11 protein-coding genes are annotated in these 19526 nt (G+C 48.2%); 9 read left to right on the top strand and 2 right to left on the bottom strand.

Going from position 1 to position 19526, the window contains the following annotated elements; all coding sequences use genetic code 11:
* Positions 1-163 precede the first annotated feature (163 nt).
* The 9 genes from IC229_RS25490 to IC229_RS25450 all read left to right on the top strand — a co-directional run bounded on the left by IC229_RS25490 (position 164) and on the right by IC229_RS25450 (position 16271).
* On the top strand, positions 164-874 hold the full coding sequence (locus IC229_RS25490; protein WP_190890254.1) for a DUF1028 domain-containing protein: 711 nt from the start codon (positions 164-166) through the stop codon (positions 872-874).
* A gap of 125 nt (positions 875-999) precedes the next feature.
* On the top strand, positions 1000-2262 hold the full coding sequence (locus tag IC229_RS25485) for an MFS transporter (RefSeq protein WP_190890252.1): 1263 nt from the start codon (positions 1000-1002) through the stop codon (positions 2260-2262).
* A gap of 189 nt (positions 2263-2451) precedes the next feature.
* Complete coding sequence (locus IC229_RS25480; protein ID WP_190890250.1) at positions 2452-3939, top strand: L-fucose/L-arabinose isomerase family protein; 1488 nt, start codon at positions 2452-2454, stop codon at positions 3937-3939.
* 137 nt (positions 3940-4076) lie between these two features.
* Positions 4077-7274, top strand: coding sequence for a SusC/RagA family TonB-linked outer membrane protein (locus IC229_RS25475; protein WP_190890248.1), 3198 nt, complete (start codon positions 4077-4079; stop codon positions 7272-7274).
* Positions 7275-7306: 32 nt separating this feature from the next.
* Positions 7307-8743 carry a RagB/SusD family nutrient uptake outer membrane protein gene (locus IC229_RS25470; protein WP_190890246.1) on the top strand — a complete coding sequence of 479 codons (1437 nt, stop codon included), beginning with the start codon at positions 7307-7309 and terminating at the stop codon, positions 8741-8743.
* Between the two features lie 123 nt (positions 8744-8866).
* Complete coding sequence (locus IC229_RS25465; RefSeq protein ID WP_190890244.1) at positions 8867-11404, top strand: hypothetical protein; 2538 nt, start codon at positions 8867-8869, stop codon at positions 11402-11404.
* A 133-nt stretch (positions 11405-11537) separates the two neighbouring features.
* A complete protein-coding gene (locus tag IC229_RS25460; protein ID WP_190890242.1) occupies positions 11538-14288 on the top strand; it encodes a glycosyl hydrolase in 2751 nt (916 codons plus the stop codon).
* 169 nt (positions 14289-14457) lie between these two features.
* Positions 14458-15405 (top strand): alpha/beta hydrolase, encoded by a 948-nt coding sequence (locus tag IC229_RS25455; protein WP_190890240.1) that lies wholly within the window; start codon positions 14458-14460, stop codon positions 15403-15405.
* A 164-nt stretch (positions 15406-15569) separates the two neighbouring features.
* The gene (locus IC229_RS25450) at positions 15570-16271 is read left to right on the top strand and encodes an SGNH/GDSL hydrolase family protein (protein WP_190890238.1); all 702 of its coding nucleotides are present in this window, start codon (positions 15570-15572) and stop codon (positions 16269-16271) included.
* Positions 16272-16274: 3 nt separating this feature from the next.
* On the opposite strand, the gene IC229_RS25445 is transcribed toward IC229_RS25450, so the two are convergent.
* Positions 16275-17084, bottom strand: coding sequence for a GntR family transcriptional regulator (locus IC229_RS25445; protein WP_223834191.1), 810 nt, complete (start codon positions 17082-17084; stop codon positions 16275-16277).
* A 289-nt stretch (positions 17085-17373) separates the two neighbouring features.
* Positions 17374-19395 (bottom strand): transketolase, encoded by a 2022-nt coding sequence (gene tkt, locus IC229_RS25440; protein WP_190890236.1) that lies wholly within the window; start codon positions 19393-19395, stop codon positions 17374-17376.
* Positions 19396-19526: the final 131 nt, after the last annotated feature.

Genomic DNA, 19526 nt, shown 5'->3' with positions numbered 1-19526 from the left:
CCAGCCTTTACCCTCAATAGATAACGAAATGGACTCGGTTTCGTTGGAAAAATTAAGCAGGTAACTGATGTGCTGGTCCTAGGTCAGACATCCCGCGAAACGAAGGTGGGATGCAACTCGTTGCCCATCAATCGCATCTGAAAGAAAAAGCTGAAATGTTTGCATGAAATACGTCTTCCTCTGTTTTGCTCTTCTTCTAACGTCTGGCTATTGCTGGGCCACCTGGTCAATCATCATTATTAATCAAAAAACGGGTGAAATCGGCATCGCTGGGGCGTCCTGTACTCACAACTGTAGTGGTATTGGTAGAATCATTCCTGGTCAGGGAGCTATCATTGTCCAGGCAATGAGTAATGCAGATGCCCGGCGCAAAGGGGCTGAGATGATTCAGGCAGGCTATTCTCCGGATGCGATTATAGAAGCATTGCAACACCCAGATTTTGGTCCAGAACACCAACAGTACGCTGTCGTTACGTGTCAACATCTGGGCCAACCCAGAACTTACACCGGAACGGCAACGAGTCCTTCTGGTGGTAGTTTAACCGCGACGGGTGTTTCTATTCAGGGCAATACGTTAGCTGATGAAGCTGTATTAACCGCTGTGATGCAGGCGGTGGTAAAAGCGCAGTCTCAGGAAATGCCGATGGCAGAAATTCTCATGCTGGCTCTGGAGGCAGGTTCGGAAGCTGGTGGCGACAAACGTTGTGGTGAGCAACGAGCTACCTGCGCGTTTATCCGAATGGCTATCCCTACTGAGAAGCCTAATAAATCCACTTTGTTCCTGGAGTTTTTTGGTCAGAAGCGTGGAGGTATGAATGCGGTACATTTATTACGGGGAAAGTATGAACGCTGGAAAACCAGGCACCGTAATTAGCCAGATGGTAATCAGGAGAATACGAGGGGATATTTCTATTTAACAAAAAAAAAGTACCATAATCATAGGTTTTCTACTCTCAGCTCTTATATCTTTGCAAGCGTTAACTTAGTGCGTTAAGCTTTATGCAAAAACACGTACGCTGGCTGATTGTTTTCCTTCTCTTTATAGCTACAGGTCTCAGCTTCCTAGACCGGCAGGTACTGTCGATTGCCATTATTAAAATTCAGGAAGAATTTAAGATTACGGATGTCCAATATGGCATGATCAACACCAGTTTTCTGATCAGTTACGCCATTATGTTCACGCTGGGCGGCTGGTTGATTGATCGGGTGGGCGGTAAACTTGGGCTGGCTATTTCAGTTGGTGTATGGTCCGTAGCCAACAGTCTGCACGCCGTAATGACTAACTTTTCGCAATTGTTAACCTTCCGGTTTTTTCTGGGAATTGGAGAAGGTGGCTGCTTTCCGGGGGCAGCCTGGACGGTATATCGCTGGTTCGACAAAGAAGAACGTGCCTTGGCCAACGGGATTGCCATTGGTGGCTCAGCTATTGGTGCGGTAGTAGCTCCTCCGTTAACTATCTGGTTATCGGCACATTACGGCTGGCGAGGAGGATTTCTAATTCCAGGATTGATTGGTATTGTCTGGGTATTGGTTTGGGTATTCACTCCCTGGAAAAAAGAAGCAATGGCCGCTGATACGGCTGTCAAATCGGAGATAGAAGAAACCGTTCCTTTTCTGACATTACTCAAACTACGGGCGACCTGGGTATTTATTGTTATTCGCTTTCTGCTCGATCCGGTCTTCTATTTCATGATGTTCTGGATACCTAAATACCTTAGTTCTGTCCGGCATGTTTCGTTTGAGCAGATTGGCGGTTTATTCTGGATACCCTTTCTGGCGCTAGGCATTGCCAACATCATTGGTGGCTGGTTTTCAGGGCAACTCATTGCACGTGATTATTCTGTTAACAAAGCTCGCAAAACGGTTATGGGCATTGCGGCTTTCCTGACGTTAGCGGCCCCAGCTATCGAATGGGTATCGTCGGTTAACGTAGCAGTTGCCCTTATGGCGGTATTCATGTTTGCACATGGCTTCTGGATCACGAATTACATTACGTCCATATCGGATATGTTTGGGCAAAAAGCGACTTCTACGGTCGTCGGCTTGTCAGGAACGGCGGGAGCTGTGTCTGGCTTGTTGCTCAATCCACTGATGGGTGTTGTCATCCAACAGTATTCATATCGACCATTATGGGTTGCGTCGGGTTTATTATATCCACTCGCTTTTGTGTTGTTAATCGTTTTGATTCCCAAAATCAAACCTTTGTTATTGTCTGATAATCAGGCTACAGAAGCTCCCAAAGTCATACCGGATTATTCCTAGCTTTTTGTCATGCTGAGGAACGAAGCATCTTAACGTATCATCACTCAATAGTTAGGATGTCTTAAGATGCTTCGTTCCTCAGCATGACAAAAACGCTCTCCTTTAGATTACCGAAAGTTTAAGGGTGAGTTTGTTCAAAAATCAACTTAGTGCACTAAGCAAACCATATCAAGGCATAAACTGAAAAATATGAAAGATCAACCGTTAAATGGATTGGCCCTCAAACAGCCTGAACTGGTAAAACGAAAAAAGACTCGGCCGCGAATTGGCGTATTCGGCGTTGGTTATTTCAAATACTGGGGGCAGTTCGAGGGATTACTGGATGACATGATGCAGAAACAGCACATTTTCATCCAGAAAATCGAAGCGCTCGATGCCGCAGAGATTATTGACTTTGGGTTGGTAGACGACGTATCGAAGGCCTACGAAATGGTACCAAAGCTAAACGCGGCTAACCTTGACCTGATTTTCTGTGATATGCTCACCTACGCTACGTCCAGTACGTTCGGTGTCATTATCAAAAGTATTGATGTACCCATAGTGCTGGTGGCGTTGCAACCCGACAAAGCGATGGATTACAGCCGGGCATCGACGTACATGCAATTGTACAACGATGACATTTGCTCGCTACCTGAATTTGCCGGGGTGGCCGTTCGGATGGGGAAAAAAGTGCCGCAAATGATTATTGGTACCTTACATGACGACCCTGCCGCCGACGCTGAAATCGAAGAATATTGCCGGATAGCAGCTGTACTTCATGACCTGAAAACCTCTCGAATTGGGCATATCGGTCACCCCATCGAAGCCATGCTCGACATGCACTCCGATTCGACTATGTTGACGGCGCACTTTGGGGTACACATTGTTCAGTGCGAAGCGCACGAAATAGTAACGCAATATCAGCAGGCTACTGAAGACGAGGTTGACGGCGTAAAAGAGCGGATTCTGGATTTCTTCGATACACCAGACCCGGTTTCTGATCCTATTTCCGAAAAACTCCGCGACTCTGACTTACACATTGCGGCTCAAGCGGCTGTGGCTTTGGAGAAATTCATCAAAGTGAAAAAACTGGATGGCCTGGCCTACTATTACGATGGTCCCGACGGCAGTGATACACGCGTTGTGATGTCGAATCTGATCGTGGGTAATTCATTGCTTCAGGGAGCTGGTTTCCCCATGTGTGGCGAATCGGACCTGAAAACCTGTATTGCGATGCTCATCATGGAACGACTGGGCATCGGGGGCAGTTTCGCGGAGTTTCACCCGGTTGATTTCAAGGAGGATTTTGTACTCGTTGGCCACGACGGGCCGCACAACATCGCCATTGCCGAAGGCCAGCCGGTGCTACGTAGTCTGAAAAAATATCACGGCAAACCAGGCTTTGGCGCTGGTGTCGAATTCAAGATTAAGGAAGGGCCGATTACCATGCTGAGTATTAGTTCTACGTTCGAGGGGAAGATGAAATTTGTCATTGCAGAGGGCGAATCCATTGCGGGCCCTATTCCGCCAACGGGAAACACCAACACCCGTGGTTTCTTCAAACCTGACGTTCGAACCTTTCTGAAACGCTGGATCAGTGCCGGACCAACGCACCATTTTGCATTAGGTGTGGGCCATCATGCCGCTACGATCCAGAAAATTGCCGATTACCTTAAAATCGAATCAGTCATTATCTAATGAATAATGGGTAATGTAGAATGGATAATGCAGCGATCACCTAGCTCAGTTATTCATTGAAAACCAGCCTTCTATTGCCTATACATTGTCCATTATTCATTACCCATTACAGCCATCTTAAACCTTAATTTTTAATCATGGACCATTTTTTATTTCATCGACTGCGACTCCTGGTGATTGGCAGTATGTTGAGTATACTGGCTACCGTAACCACTAGCTTTGCTCAGTCGGCAAAAGTTACGGTCAGCGGGAAAATAACGGCGTCGGAAGATGGTGAATCCTTAGTGGGAGCCACCCTAACCGAGAAAGGCACTACCAACGGTACTACGTCGGACGTAAACGGCAATTTCAAACTGAACGTCAATTCGAATGCTAGGTTGGTCGTGAGTTTTATTGGCTACGCTCCCCAGGAAATTCCAGTCGGGAGTCGCTCTACGATCAACATTTCGCTAAAAACGGATCAGCAGCAATTGCAGGATGTCGTTGTTGTAGGATATGGTACACAGCGCAAAAAAGACCTGACGGGTTCTATCGTCAACCTAACGACCAAAGAACTGGTTCCGGTACCCTCAGCCACCAGTGTCGATCAGATGATGCAGGGAAAAATAGCTGGTGTACAGATTACACAGAACTCGGGGGCACCGGGCGGTAATGTCAATGTTATTGTACGCGGAATCAGCTCGATTACGGGCGGGAACTCACCGCTATACGTAGTGGATGGATACGCTATTGGAACGGGGGGAGGAGGTTCTGATCTGAGTAATTTTGCATCTAATTCGTACTCCGCCAATGGTATCGCCAGCAGTAGCACAACGAATCGAATTAACCCGCTAAGCGTGATCAATCCTGCTGATATTGAGTCAATTCAGGTATTGAAAGATGCATCAGCTACGGCTATCTACGGGTCGCGTGGGGCCAATGGTGTAATTATTATTACAACCAAACGCGGCAAGCTGGGCAAACCAACTATCAACTTCGAGTATTCGGTTGGCATGCAGGAACTGGCTAAAAAATTGAAACTGCTAACCCCACGTCAATATGCAGAGTACGTAGCAGAAGGGCGCGACAATGCCTGGGTCTATGGAGGAGGGAAAGCTACGGATGCCAACAGCGTTCGGAGCACGGCTACGCAGGTAAAGCCAGAGTTTCGGAACCTGAGCCAATTTGCCGATCAAGGCTACGGCACCGATTGGCAGGATGTTATTTTCCGGAAAGGTATGGTGCAGAACTATCAACTCTCAACCAGTGGAACGGCTAAGGATGTCAGCTACTACGTATCGGGCGGCTACTTCACCAATAAAGGAATCATCATTGGCTCCGACTTCAACAAGTTTACACTACGTACCAATATCGACGCACACCTTACAGAAAAACTCAAAATCGGTGCATCATTTTCGGGAGCGCACTCTTACGGCAATTTCGCCCGCGCGGAGGGTCACCTGCAATTCCGTGGATTGATTTCAGCGGCTTTGGCCAGTGATCCAACAATCCCGGCGTATAACGCCGACGGTACGCCCTACTCTGAATTTTCCAGCCCAACGGGTATTCCAGTCGAAAATGCAGTGGTGATAGCTGCTGAATTTTCAGATAAACGTAACAATACTAATGTATTCACTAACAACTATTTACAGTATGAACTGATGCCAGGTCTGGTGCTAAAAACGTCCGTTGGTGTCAACTACTCCAACAACGTAACACGCCTGTGGAAATCATCAAAAGTAGGACTAGCTACCAGCCGAACGGGAGCTGCAACTGCTGGAGCTACGGAAATCAAAAGCCTGAACTGGCTGAACGAAAACACGCTCAATTTCCGGCATAAGTTCGGGCAACACGATGTAGATGCGTTGGTGGGATACACCATTCAGAAAAACTCGGATGAAATTTTACAGGCTGGCGCTACGGGTTTCTCGACAGATTATGTCCCTTACCTGGCTGCCGGAACCGTTTCGACGGGTACAAACTTCATCAGCGAATGGGCAATCATGTCGTGGCTGGCACGGGTCAATTATGGTTTTGCGAACAAATACCTGCTTACGGCAACCATTCGGCAGGATGGTAGCTCCCGGTTCGGTGCCAAAAACCGCTGGGGTACGTTCCCGTCTGTTTCACTGGCCTACCGATTGTCGGACGAACCGTTTATGAAATCTGTTTCAGCCATCAGTGACCTGAAAATCCGGGCTAGTTACGGGATCGCCGGTAACAACCTGATCCCGAACTATGCTACGCAGGGCCTTTTGGGCGTATCACGTACGGTGTCGAATGGACAGATCGTATCGGGGATTATACCAACCAGTCTGGCGAATAACGAACTAACCTGGGAACAGTCGCAACAAACGAATCTGGGCATAGATCTTTCGCTGTTTCAGAACCGGCTATCGGTTACGTTCGATGCATATCAAGCTTATAAAAAGAACCTGCTACTGAACGTTACGTTACCTTCGGCATCGGGTTTTGGGAGTTCGGTGCAGAACATCGGTGAAGTCGAGAACAAAGGGCTGGAGTTGACCATCAATTCGCAGAACATTGTAAAAGGTCCTTTCCAGTGGAACACCGATTTTAATATTAGCTGGAATCGCAATAAAGTACTGGCACTCAATTCCGAAGCGGCACGTATCGTTACGTCCGATTATCAGGTTGCGCAGGTTGGCTACCCAATTTCCAGTTTCCGGTTGCTCAATATTCAAGGTATTTTCCAGACGCAGGAAGAAATCAGTAAAAGCCCTCTGCAAAACCCTCGCGTTCAGCCGGGCGATTATAAGTTTCAGGATGTGGACGGAAATGGTACCATTAATACGTCCGACAGAACCATTGTTGGAAGTCCCTGGCCAAAATATACGTGGGGTTTCGGTAACCGATTCAGCTACCGGAATCTTAGCCTGAGTGTGAGCATTAACGGTACGTATGGAAACCAGGTTTACTTTCAGGGAGGTGAGGTTTCGCTCAACGATGCTGGCGTACAAAATCAGCTATCGGTCATTGCCGATCGTTGGCGTTCAGTCGACAATCCTGGCGCAGGGTTATATACCCGAGCGATTCGAAACGATTACGCTTTTGGCTTCAGCGCGGGTACGACTAAGTATCTGTTCGATGGCTCGTTTACGCGCATTCGGGACGTAAATCTATCCTATACGTTCCCGGCCACTACGTTGAGCAAGATCAAACTTCAGGGTCTTTCGGTTTATGCGGACGTAACGAATCTATACACCTTCACGAAATATCCGGGATACGATCCAGAAGGTGGTACGAGTGGCGATAACCTGGCTCGGAGCGGCATTGACTTTTTTGCCTATCCGAACCCACGTACCTACACCCTTGGCCTACGGATAACTCTTTAATCAATCTGTTGATTATAAATCCTTTACCTGCCATGAAAAATCGACTATTGGCGATATTATTTCTAACAGCCAGCCTATCTTCCTGTAGCGAATTTCTGAACCTGAAACCAGAGTATCAGATCAGCGACCAGAGTTTTTACCAGAATCAGAATGATTTTGAAACAGCTTTGGTCGGTGTGTACAGCACCACGCGAGGCTTGTACAGCTCCAGCAATATCCAATACATGACCGAGTTGACGACCGACAATGCGGAAATCCAATGGTCATCGCCCTCGGCAGACGAGATGCAGATGGATCAGAATGGCGTAACGCCAACCAACGCGTTTGTGCGGGCCGTCTGGAGTAGCTGTCTGTATACTATTTCGCAGAGTAGCAATATCCTGAATCGAATCGACGCGGTCAACTTCGATCAAACGGCTAAAAACCGGATCAAGGGGGAAGCGCAGTTTTTACGGGCTTCCAGTTATTTCTATCTGGTACGTCTGTTCGGCAATGTGCCCATTACCAATCAGACATTCAGTAGTCCGGCTCAGGTATCATCGGCCGATTTGACCTTAAAACCACAGGAAGAAGTCTATAAGCAGATTATCGCTGATCTGACCAGCGCTGAAAGTCTGCTACCCGTCGCGCTGAATGCGGATAAAACACGGGCGTCGCAGATGACGGCCAAAACACTGCTTGCTAAAGTTTACCTGACGCAAAAATCGTACGATCTGGCCGCTACGAAGCTGAAAGAAGTGATCGACGCCAAACAATATTCGCTGGTGGCTGATTACAAAGCGCTTTCGACGAATGGGAATACGAATCTGGCCGAAACGATTCTGGAAGTTGATTTTCTGTCGGGACAATCATTGGGGAATAACTTTTCAGCCGTGTTTACCCCTGCGATTACAAGCATGGCCATTTTCCCAAACAACCTGCAAGGTTCCGGACGTATCGTTCCTACACTTGATTTGATACGTTCGTATGAAGCGGCTGATGCACGTAAAGCCATATCCGTCAATGATTCCGTTACGTTGATTGGTGGCCGAAAATCATACAGTCGCTACGGATTGAAGTTCGTTGATTTTAAAGCCGTTGATTTGTCAGACGGCACGGTTGCGTTCACCATTCTTCGCTACGCCGACGTATTGCTGATGTACGCCGAGGTGCTGAATGAGCAGGGTAAAACGTCGGATGCGCTGCCTTACCTCAACCAGGTGCGACAACGGTCTAAACTAACGGCTTTAGCAGGATTGTCTCAGGCGGACACACGACTAGCACTTGAGCGCGAACGGCGGGTCGAGTTTCTGTACGAAGGTCACCGCTGGTTCGATCTGGTACGTACTGGCCGGGCCCAAACGGTACTGAACGCTCACTACGCTAGTCAAAAGCTCAATTTTTCGGTGCAGGATTTCGAATTACTATTCCCCATCCCACAAACCGAAATTGACCTAAATCCCGCCCTAAAGCAGAATACAGGATATTAGAAGCGTTTTTGTCATGCTGACGGAGGAAGCATCTTAAGATTTCCTTACCCTCAAGTTTGGACACGTTAAGATGCTTCGTGCCACAGCATGACAAAAAAAGGAAGTACCTAACCTTTTTAACTTATGCGTGCTCAACTCCTAGCCTTTATCTGTGTATTGAGTATAGCTGTTTTCGGCTTTACTAACAGTACCGATATGCCGAACCTGGACAACTCAACGCTACGTGGCAAATCGTTCAATAACATCACGCTGGAGTTGTCGCTCAAACCCTTTAAAAAGAACGACAAAGCCTACATCCAGCAGGTAGCAACCGAACTCTTTACGCAGTGGTCGTCGCTGCTACGTCATACGGATACCGTTTCGGTGATGCTCTGGACATCGGATGGCTCTGAAATTCTGGATTATACCGGCAAGATGAGTCAGCCGCTCGAATGGGCCAAATACATGGGCAATCCAAACACCGAGCATGAAGTCGGGTCGGGGCCAGCCGATCTTTCGTTGCATCAGCGCGCCTTGTTGTACATGGAGAATCCACCCGCTTTTACGTACGGCGATCTGAAGTTCATTATCCAAACGCTGAAGGAAGCTGGTAAACAGGTTACGGGAAAACCCATCCGCATCGGTGCTACGTTCGATCCGGGGCCGGAGTTTGCCAAATCAGAGTTCAAGTACAAAAAACATCCGGAAATTCTGGGCGGCAACGCCATGGGTCATAAAACCATGGTGAGCTGTTATTCAACACTGAATGCGGATAATCAAGCCTACGCGGGCTTCCCTAAAGGTATTCCCGCCAGCACCCCCTTTGGTACGTTCCTGGGGCGGCAGAGTCAGCATTTTCTCACCGATTTGGGGTACGATTACATCTGGTTGAGTAATGGTTTTGGCTTTGGCGTAGAAGGTTGGTCATCGACTGGAGCCATCTTTAACGGGAAGGCTTTCGCTCCCGAAAAACTGGCGAATACCCGAGAGCTGATTGCTGGCTTCTGGAACCTGTTTCGGAAAGAATGCCCTGCTTTTCAGATCCAGACGCGGGGCACCAATTTGTCGACCGGAGCCGATTTAGCGCGTGATGGTGTGGACTTGAAGCAGATTTACGGCGGTAAATACAACATGCTACCGCCACCTAATTCCCCTTGGGCTGCGCTGGATGGCGATTTTGGACTGGAAATGGTCGGGTATATGTCACGTATGGCGGAGCTTCCCGATGAGCGTTACCTGTTTCGTTACTACACGCACGATCCGTGGTGGGTAAATAGTCCCTGGCTGGATCGTTACGGGCAGGAACCGCACGATATTTACCTGCCCATGGCCGTAGCACGTATCAATGCTAAGGGTGAAGTCAAGCTACCTACGCACCTGAACTTTCTGACCGCAGACAATACCTACGGCGAAATGCCCGCTGAAGTACCCGATGAGGTGACACCCCACATTCTGAAAGCGCGTTACGATGCACCGACAGCACCCGGCCCGCTCGTCTGGGTTTATCCGTTCGACGAATACCATAGCTGGGCATACAAACAACCCGACCGGCTACCGGAAATCTACTACGGCGACTGGCTCATCCGACAGGCGATCAACAACGGCTTTCCGCTGAATACCATTGTCTCTACGAATTCATTCCAGAAAGTCATTACGTCGAAACCCGCTTATTTCAACGAGTCTATTTTGGTTTCGATCGTTCCTGAAGCTAATTCCTCCCTTGAAAAATCGCTAATTGATTTCGTGCAGAACGGTGGTAAACTACTCGTCTACGGACCTGCCGATCACGCCGGAACCGCCTTTCTGAATCTGTTAAATCTTCAGAATACCTCAGCATTGGAAGGTGATTTTCAATTAAAATCCTCCATTAATGTCGATAAACTAGCCAAAGCTTACCCGGATAAGATCACGCACCGGGCTTTGTTTTCGGGTGGTGGCCTGACAACTCAGGTGAAGGATAAATCGGCTAACACCAACGTACTGGCGACGATGACGCAGGGCACTAACAGCCGTGACGTAGTATGGGTGCGCGAAAAACCCGACTGGAAAGGAGGTAAAGTAGCTTACGTGCGGGGCACCAATTCGAGCAAGTTTACAGGCGGCAAACTCCTGACTCCCGACGATCCCGAACAACTGTTTACCGGACCATTACTGATGCGGTACGTTCTTAAAGAGTTTGGTGTCGATTACCGGATTGATAAACGAAATCCATCTGTCAAAAACCCGGTTCTCACCATTTCGCGCGGCAGCAACGGGTTTTTCTTCTCGGGCTATTGCCCCAATACGACCCTCACCCATCGGTTCAAAATGCCGCAAGGGACACCGATTCTAACTGGTTACGAAACAGAATTGGAGAATGGCTATTCGGTGTACCATATGCCCAAAGCCTGGCACCGGGAAAGTCGGTTCTTCATTGACCAACAGGATGGTATTGTGTCGTGCCAGGAGATGACGTCGGGGGTGCAGCACATGAAACGGTGCGTCCGACTGACGGGCTTGAAGAACGCGACGGTACGTATCTACCCCGATGAGGACGTTACGGAACAGCGACTCCACGTGTATGCCAATACCGGTTATCCGTGGGGTAAAAAGCCGCAAGTACCTTTCAAATCCGGCGACAAAAAGTATGGCAATCACTACGTTGTCGAAAACGCAACGGGCGATCTGGTGGTGTTTTGGTAGTAGATTTTGTCGTACTTTTTTGTCATGCTGACGAAGGAAGCATCTTAAAGCATCCTAACTGACACGTTTAGAAACCTTAAGATGCTTCCTTCGTCAGCATGACAAAAACCTCCGATCTTAAATTTCCCTTCCCATGAAACTCTTATCCTACTTGTTAGGGCTTGGACTGTTAGTTACTTTAGTTTCATTTCTTGGAACCAGGCCGAAGGCCGATCCAATTAACTACGCTACGTTAAAAGCAGCTTTCAAAAATCCACCCATCACTGCTCGGCCCAAGGTGTATTGGTGGTGGCTGAATGGCTACGTCGATACGGTTCGATTGAAAGAAGAACTGAAATCGATCAAGAATGCCGGGCTGGGTGGGGTCGATATTTTTGAGATTGGTTTACCACCAGCCAGCGATCTAAATCAGGTAATTCCGGCGGGACCAGCTTTTATGAGCGATGCGTCGGTGAAAACGATTCATATGGCGATAAAAGAAGCTGGTAAACTGGGCCTTGAAGTGGGCTTGAATCTGGCTAGTAGCTGGAATGCAGGTGGTACGTGGGTTACGCCCAAACATGCCGCTAAAACGATATATTTCTCAAAAACGACGCATCAGGGCGCTAGTCAACAGACGGTCAACTTACCGTTTCCGGCTATTACTCCTGACCGACAAGGAAATAAACGTCCGATTGTTTACGGGCCGGATGGTAAACCGGCTTATTACCAAGAAATTGCCATCATCGCGTTACCAGCAGGCCAGCAATCGCAGTTAGATACGACCAAAATTGTGAACGTATCGGCCTTTTTTGATCCGAAAACCGAGCAACTAAATTGGAAAGCCCCAGCGGGCGATTGGGATATTTACCGCTACATCTGCTCCAATTCGGGCGAGCAGTTGATACGTCCGACGCCGAATTCGGTTGGCCCCATCATCGACCATTTTGATTCGACAGCTACGCGGATGCACGTGATGTATTTCATTAACAAGCTGAAGCCCCTCATCGGAGATTTCAGCAAGAGTCCGCTCAAAAATCTGTACTTGGCCAGTTACGAAGCCAAAGAGTTTACCTGGACGCCTACGCTTCCTGCTACGTTCCGAAAACTGCACGGCTACGACCTGTACAAGTTTTTGCCCGCTATTTTTAATAAAGGTTGGTACCAGCCAGAAATGGCCAAAAGCTTTCTATTCGATTTCGACAAAACGCTTTCCGAACTGATGATCAACAATCATTATCGGAAGTCGAAAGAAATCTGCAACAGCTATGGTTTACAGATCATTTCGGAGTCGGGAGGGCCGGGGCATTTGCACCATATTCCGGTTGAAACGCTGAAAGCATTGGGTGCGTTGGACGTACCTCGTGGCGAGTTCTGGTATAATCGTACCTTCTTCATGGAGAATGATAAGGATAGTCTGGTCGATATGATTTATCTGGTGAAGGAAATTGCCGCTGCGTCACACATCTACAAACGCGGGATCGTCGAAGAGGAGTCATTTACAAGCTATTGGGACTGGCAGGAAGGCCCTTCCGATCTGAAACCGCTGGCCGACCGTTCTTTCTGCGAAGGGCTAAACCGACTTGTGATTCACGGTTTTACGCATAATCCGTCGAACATGGGGTATCCGGGAATTGCCTACTTTGCGGGTACGCATTACAATGACCGGAACGGCTGGTGGCCCAAGAGCAAACCGTTCAACGACTACCTTGGCCGTATTTCGCACATCCTGCAAAAAACGGACTTCGTGGCCGACGTACTGCATTATTACGGGGACAACATTCCGAATCTGATTCCACCGAAAAATACACGCTACGTTGTCGGGCCGGGCTATGATTACGAGGTCATCAATACCGAAGTACTGCTACGTGATCTGACGGTTGAAAATGGCCAGTGGGTATTGCCGGGCGTGGGTCGATACGGGGTTTTGCATCTGGGTAGGGAGGGACGGATTCCGGCGGAAGTCCGGGCGAAACTAGCGAAGTTAATGGCAAAGGGCGCGCGACTAGTCGAACCAACAGCATCGCCGTTGGAAACTTTACAATCGCTGAAAATTTCGCCTGATTTCAGCTATCCCGATCAAAAAGCTGATCAGCGACACACGCCCATCGATTATATTCATTACCAACGTAGTGATCTGGATTTTTACCTGATACGTAACACCACCAATCAGTGGGTTTCCAAACCATGTCAATTCCGGCAGCAGGGCAAAACGCCAGAGATTTGGAATCCAGTTTCGGGAGAGGTTACGCCCATAACCGGGTACAGTCAGGCGGGGGGACGTACCAGTATGACGGTTACACTTCCACCGTATGGCGCTTACTTTGTGGTTTTCAGCAAAACCGCTACGTCGCCTACTAAGAACGTAGCGAATGTCGACGGGATAAATTTAGGAAATACAAAACCCGTAATGACGTTGACTGGCTCCTGGCAACTCACGTTCCCCAAAGGCTGGGGCGCACCTGAATCTGCTACGTTGCCTCGGCTAATTTCCTGGACAAAATCAGATCAGAAGGGTATAAAATTCTTTTCGGGTATTGCAACGTACCAGAAAACCTTTCAATACAAACCGGAAAGTAATACGTCTAAAAATCAACCGGTTTATCTTGACTTAGGCTCGGTGGCAAAAATCGGGGAAGTATGGCTGAACAATAAACCAATGGGCATTATCTGGACTTCACCCTATCGTGTTGACATCACAAATGCGCTTAAACCAGGTGCTAATTCACTAAAAATTGACGTAGCAAACACCTGGTCGAACCGGCTGACGGGTGATGCCATCACAGGCCAGAAATTCACCAAAACGAACATCACGAAAGCGAATAAAAACTTGGTTCCCTGGGGCGAATTACCGCTGATTGAATCTGGTTTGTTAGGTCCGGTGACGATTCAAACTTCTCGCTAACGTAGTATTGTGAGTAAGGCGATTTGAGGTTAATTGATTTATCATCAATGCCTTACGAATACTTTTGTCATCCAGACGCAGGAAGGATCTTAAAGCGTCTTTACTAGAGAATCAGGATACGTTAAGATCCTTCGTGCCTCAGGATGACAAAAAATGACTAATCTTAGTTATGAAAAAGTACATCGGGTACCTCTTTCTGCTGGCTATCGCTAGTGCCTGTTCGCGTGTAAGTCAGCCCGTTTCGGGTAGTCAGTCAACAGGGCAGTCGATTTCTACCGGTGTCACTCATATTCGGGATGTGGTTTATGGGCGTAAGTTTGGTACGTCGCTGACGATGGACGTATTGAAACCTGCTAAACCCAATGGTATCGGGGTCATCTACTTACTCAGTGGTGGCTGGCATTCCGACTTTAGCATGATCGAAAAACGGGAGAAACATTTTCACTATTTCACCGATCGTGGGCAAACGGTTTTCCTGATTCTGCATGGGTCGGCACCGAAGTACAACGTAGCGGAAGTAATCCAGGATATCCATCGGGCGGTGCGCTACGTTCGGTATCACGCGGCTGAATACGGGGTCGATCCGAATCGACTAGGCGTATCGGGGATGAGTTCGGGTGGCCACTTGTCAATTTCAATCGGTACTGGTGTTGGTCGCCCTGCCTTTCCCGATACAACCAAAACCAGTACGTCCATTGACCCGGTCAATAAGGTTTCCAGTCGGGTGCAGGCTGTTGCCTGTTTTTTCCCACCTGCTGATCTGGTCAATTACGGGAATCCGGGCCGGTTGTTTGTCGAGTGTGATACGGTACGGCGCTACTGGCCACAGTTTGGCGTGGACGGTAAATCAAGGGAAGAGAAACGAACACTGATGCAATCGTTATCACCCATCAACTTTGTCACTAAAGAAACGCCCCCGACGCTGCTTTTACATGGAACTGTAGACCCCATTGTGCCGCTCGAGCAGTCAGAACGATTCATTGCCAAATTAAAGGAAACCGGTGTACCGGCTGAGTTAATCATCCACAAAGGCGGAGCGCATGGTTGGGACGAAACCTGGGAATCAGACCTGAACGTAGTGGCCGATTGGTTCGAAAAATACCTACCGAAAAAATAGCTTTATTAACGTGGATTATGGGTAGTTACTTTTGTCATCCTGACGCAGGAAGGATCTTAAGATTTCCTAATTCTCAAGTAAGGATACTTTAAGATTCTTCGTTCCTCAGAATGACAAAAGTGTTCATTCTCCACTTCTTGTCGAAAACTTAAAACAGATTAGCCATGAACACCATACTGACGCTGATCCTACTCAATCTTTCAGGCGTATGTCTGGCTCAACAGGCTGATTCCACTACGTATCTGGCCGATGTCAGGAACGAACTGAACACGGTCTGGCCGAAAAACCGCACGGTCAATCTGGTGTTTCATGGGCACTCCGTACCAGCTGGTTTCTGGCACGACCATGAAGTACATACGTTGGAATCGTATCCAAATCTGGTACTGGCTAAGTTGAAAAAGCAGTATCCTTACGCGGTGATTAACGTAATTGTGACAGCTATCGGAGGAGAGAACGCCATCAAAGGGCAAACCCGGTTTGAGTCAGATGTACTCGTTCACAAGCCCGACGTACTATTTATTGATTACGCCCTGAACGACCGCTTTTCCGATATTACCAAAGTCCGCGAAGCCTGGGAGAAAATGATTCAGGCGGCCCTGAATAAAGGTGTAAAAATTATTTTGCTCACTCCCTCACCGGATCAGCGAATAGATATTACCGATTCAAAGAATCCACTTGAGCCGCACATTCAACAGATTCGACAACTGGCTCAGCAATACCATATTGGTCTGGCTGATCCGTATCCAAAATTTCAACAGGTCGGCAAACAGGGAGAACTAAAAAAGTACATGTCCCACGTCAATCACCCGAATCAGGCGGGGCATGAAATCATTGCGGATGAAATTGTAAAATGGCTTAAGAAATAGCTATTACTTCTCCCGTTGAGCGTGTTCAGGGTTGGCGATAACGGCGAATTTGTATTTGTCGCCGTGATAGTACGACTGCTCAATTTCAACGATTTTATCACCTGTGCAGATTACAGCACTATCCAACACAAAAACGGGCGTTGGTTTGCTGAGGTCAAAATTGGTAGTGTTTGGCTCCAGAATTTTTACACTCAGCGTTTGTTGTACCTCCGCAATTTTCAGGTGATACGTATTTTCGTAAACTTTAAAATAGGAAACTTCCGTTGGTATCCGGTTGATTTTCGGACACATCGTCAGGGAGATGTACTTGACTTCGTCTTTGATCAGAAGCTCATCAGCGTAGCGAAGTTGGTGCAATTTCAACACCGGCCCTTCAATAATAAAATGGCGGCCGTTAATTTCAGACGAAATTCCATCTGGCAAAACGGTTTTCTCCAGAACAATATTCTTGGGCGTGAATCCCTCCGCAATCAGGCTATCGTGAAAGCCGCGCCGGGTGGCGTAAATCGAGCCTAGTGTACGTAGCAGATGATGGTCTTCCGTACGGTTCAATACGTACGTACCTTTACCTTTAATGCGTCGAGCCCACCCTTTCGATTCAATTTCGAGCAGCGTTTTCCGGGCGGTGGTATTGCTTATGTTGAAGGTTTTGATAAGCTCGTTTTCTGACGGAATCTGGTCGCCGGGTTGTAATTCCCCCTGTTTTATTTTATCAATAATCACTTCACTCAATACAATGAATTTCGCCTTCCCTGTGGCAATTGCTCGGTTATTTTCAGCTAACGAACGCTCATTATTTGGTAAATCACCCATTCTATGTGGACACTAATTCGACCGTTTGCAGAGTTGACAATACATTATTTATAGCCTGTAAATATACAATTTCCTCTCCAGGTTACTCTATACCTACATAGAATAGTCGGTTACTGGAAACCATAGCCAATATGCTGTACACCGTCAGGTAAAATTGGACAAACAGAGGATAAGTGAGCTACACAAAGACTAATTCTCTACGTAGCTCACTTATCCTCTGTGCATCCGCTCCGGCGGCCCGGTCTGTATCACAACTTTTTTCGTCAGCGGTCCGGTGACTTAGCCATAGTTACTCACTACTAACGCCTTTCAAAACGCTTTTGGCCTGTTTTACCACGTTCTCAACGGTGAAACCGAAGTAAGCCATTACCTCTTCGCCGGGACCGGATAAGCCGAATCGATTCAATCCTATTACAAAACCTTCGTCTGTTACGTACTGATGCCAGCCGAGGGGCGAACCCGCTTCCACAGCCAGCCGCTTCCGAATGCTGGGAGGTAACACTTTGTGTTTATAGGCCGTACTCTGTTGATCAAACAACTCCCACGATGGCATACTAACTACGCGGGCGGCAATGTCTTGTTTTTTGAGTTCAGTTTGTGCTTCCAACACAAGTGACACTTCTGAGCCAGTGGCAATCAGAATGAGTTCAGGGTCTCCGTCGGCTTCGCTCAGAATGTAGGCGCCTTTCTCAAGTCCTTTCGCCGAGCCATATTTAGTCTGGTCTATGACTGGTAATTTCTGACGGCCTAAAATCAGCGCAACCGGACTTCTGGGTTGCTGCATGGCTACCCGCCAGGCTTCTACGGTTTCATTGGCATCGGCCGGACGTATCACAATCAGATTAGGAACGGTACGTAGCGAAACCACTTGTTCGACAGGTTGGTGCGTCGGGCCATCTTCGCCCAAACCGATACTGTCATGCGTGAAAACGAACGTAGCAGGTGATTCCGCCAGAGCAGTCAGGCGAATGGCGCCACGCATGTAATCGGAGAAATTCAGGAACGTACCACAGTAGGGGTGCACACCTTCGTGCTGCGCCATGCCGTTTATGGCAGCCCCCATTGCGTGTTCGCGCACACCGAACCAGATGTTCGAATTTTCGTAATGCCCCGGCTGGAAACTGACATCTCCCTTAGTTGGCATATCGTTCGAGGACGCCAAATCCGCCGAACCGCCGAACAAAAACGGAATACGTTGCTTCAAAGCAGTCAGCGCTTTTCCCGATGCCTGTCGTGTCGCGAGTGGCCCATCTTCTGGCTTGAATGTAGGCAGGTCATCGGCCCAATCGGTTGGCAACTTCCCGGAAAATGAGTGGTTGAACGTAGCAGCTTCGGCCGGAAATTGTTCGGCATACGTAGCAAATCGCTTTTTCCAGTCGGCCTGCGTTTCGGCTCCGCGCTTACCGAGTTCATGCAAATGTTCCTTTACGTCGTCGGGAACAACAAAAGATTTGTCGGGGTCAAAGCCGAAAAACTCTTTCGTTTTGCGAACGTTTTCTTCCCCGAGCGGGCTGCCGTGTACTTTACTGGTGCCTTCCTGCGGACTTCCATACCCGATAATGGTACGTACAGCAATAATGGATGGCCGTTCGGTTTCGTCCTGTGCCGCCCGAATGGCCTTTTCTATTGCGTTAAGATCGTTACCATCAGCTACGTGTTGGGTGTGCCAGCCATAAGCATCAAAGCGAGCCATTCGATCTTCGGTGAAAGCCAGGTTGGTTGGGCCATCCAGCGAAATCAGATTATCGTCGTATAAATAAATCAGTTTCCCTAGTTTGAGGTGCCCGGCCAGCGAAGCCGCTTCCGACGCAATCCCTTCCATTAAATCACCATCACTGACAATTGAATACGTGTAGTGATCGACTATGTTATGTCCTTCCTTATTATACGTAGCAGCCAGAAACGCTTCAGCCATTGCCATTCCCACGCCATTAGCAAATCCCTGACCAAGCGGCCCTGTTGTTACTTCAATGCCTTCGGTCAGGTGTGATTCAGGATGTCCCGGTGTTATCGAATCGATTTGGCGAAATTTCTTTAAATCATTGAGCGAGAGAGGATAACCGTACACGTGCAAAAGGCTGTACAACAGTGCCGAACCATGTCCTGCCGATAGAATAAACCGGTCGCGGTCGGGCCAGTGGGTATCTTTTGGATTGAAGCGCAAAAAGCGCGACCACAGTACGTAGGCCATTGGAGCCGCACCGAGAGGTAATCCGGGGTGGCCGGAATTCGCTTTTTGAACTGCATCGACCGACAGGAGCCGGATGGTATCAATGCTACGTTGGTCGAGGTTTTTCGATTGGTCGCTCATAGTTGTATGGGCCAAGCTGGAGCTTGGTCGTAGAAATTAGCAAGCCGGGCCAAGCCGCTACGGCGGACCGTTCCAGCCTGGCCTGTACACAGACTTTCAGAAATAACTACGTAGCGGACTAAGTGTCTTGA

The organism is Spirosoma profusum, from assembly GCF_014699005.1.
Classification (GTDB): domain Bacteria; phylum Bacteroidota; class Bacteroidia; order Cytophagales; family Spirosomataceae; genus Spirosoma; species Spirosoma profusum.
This window is presented reverse-complemented; position numbering and strand designations above follow the sequence as displayed.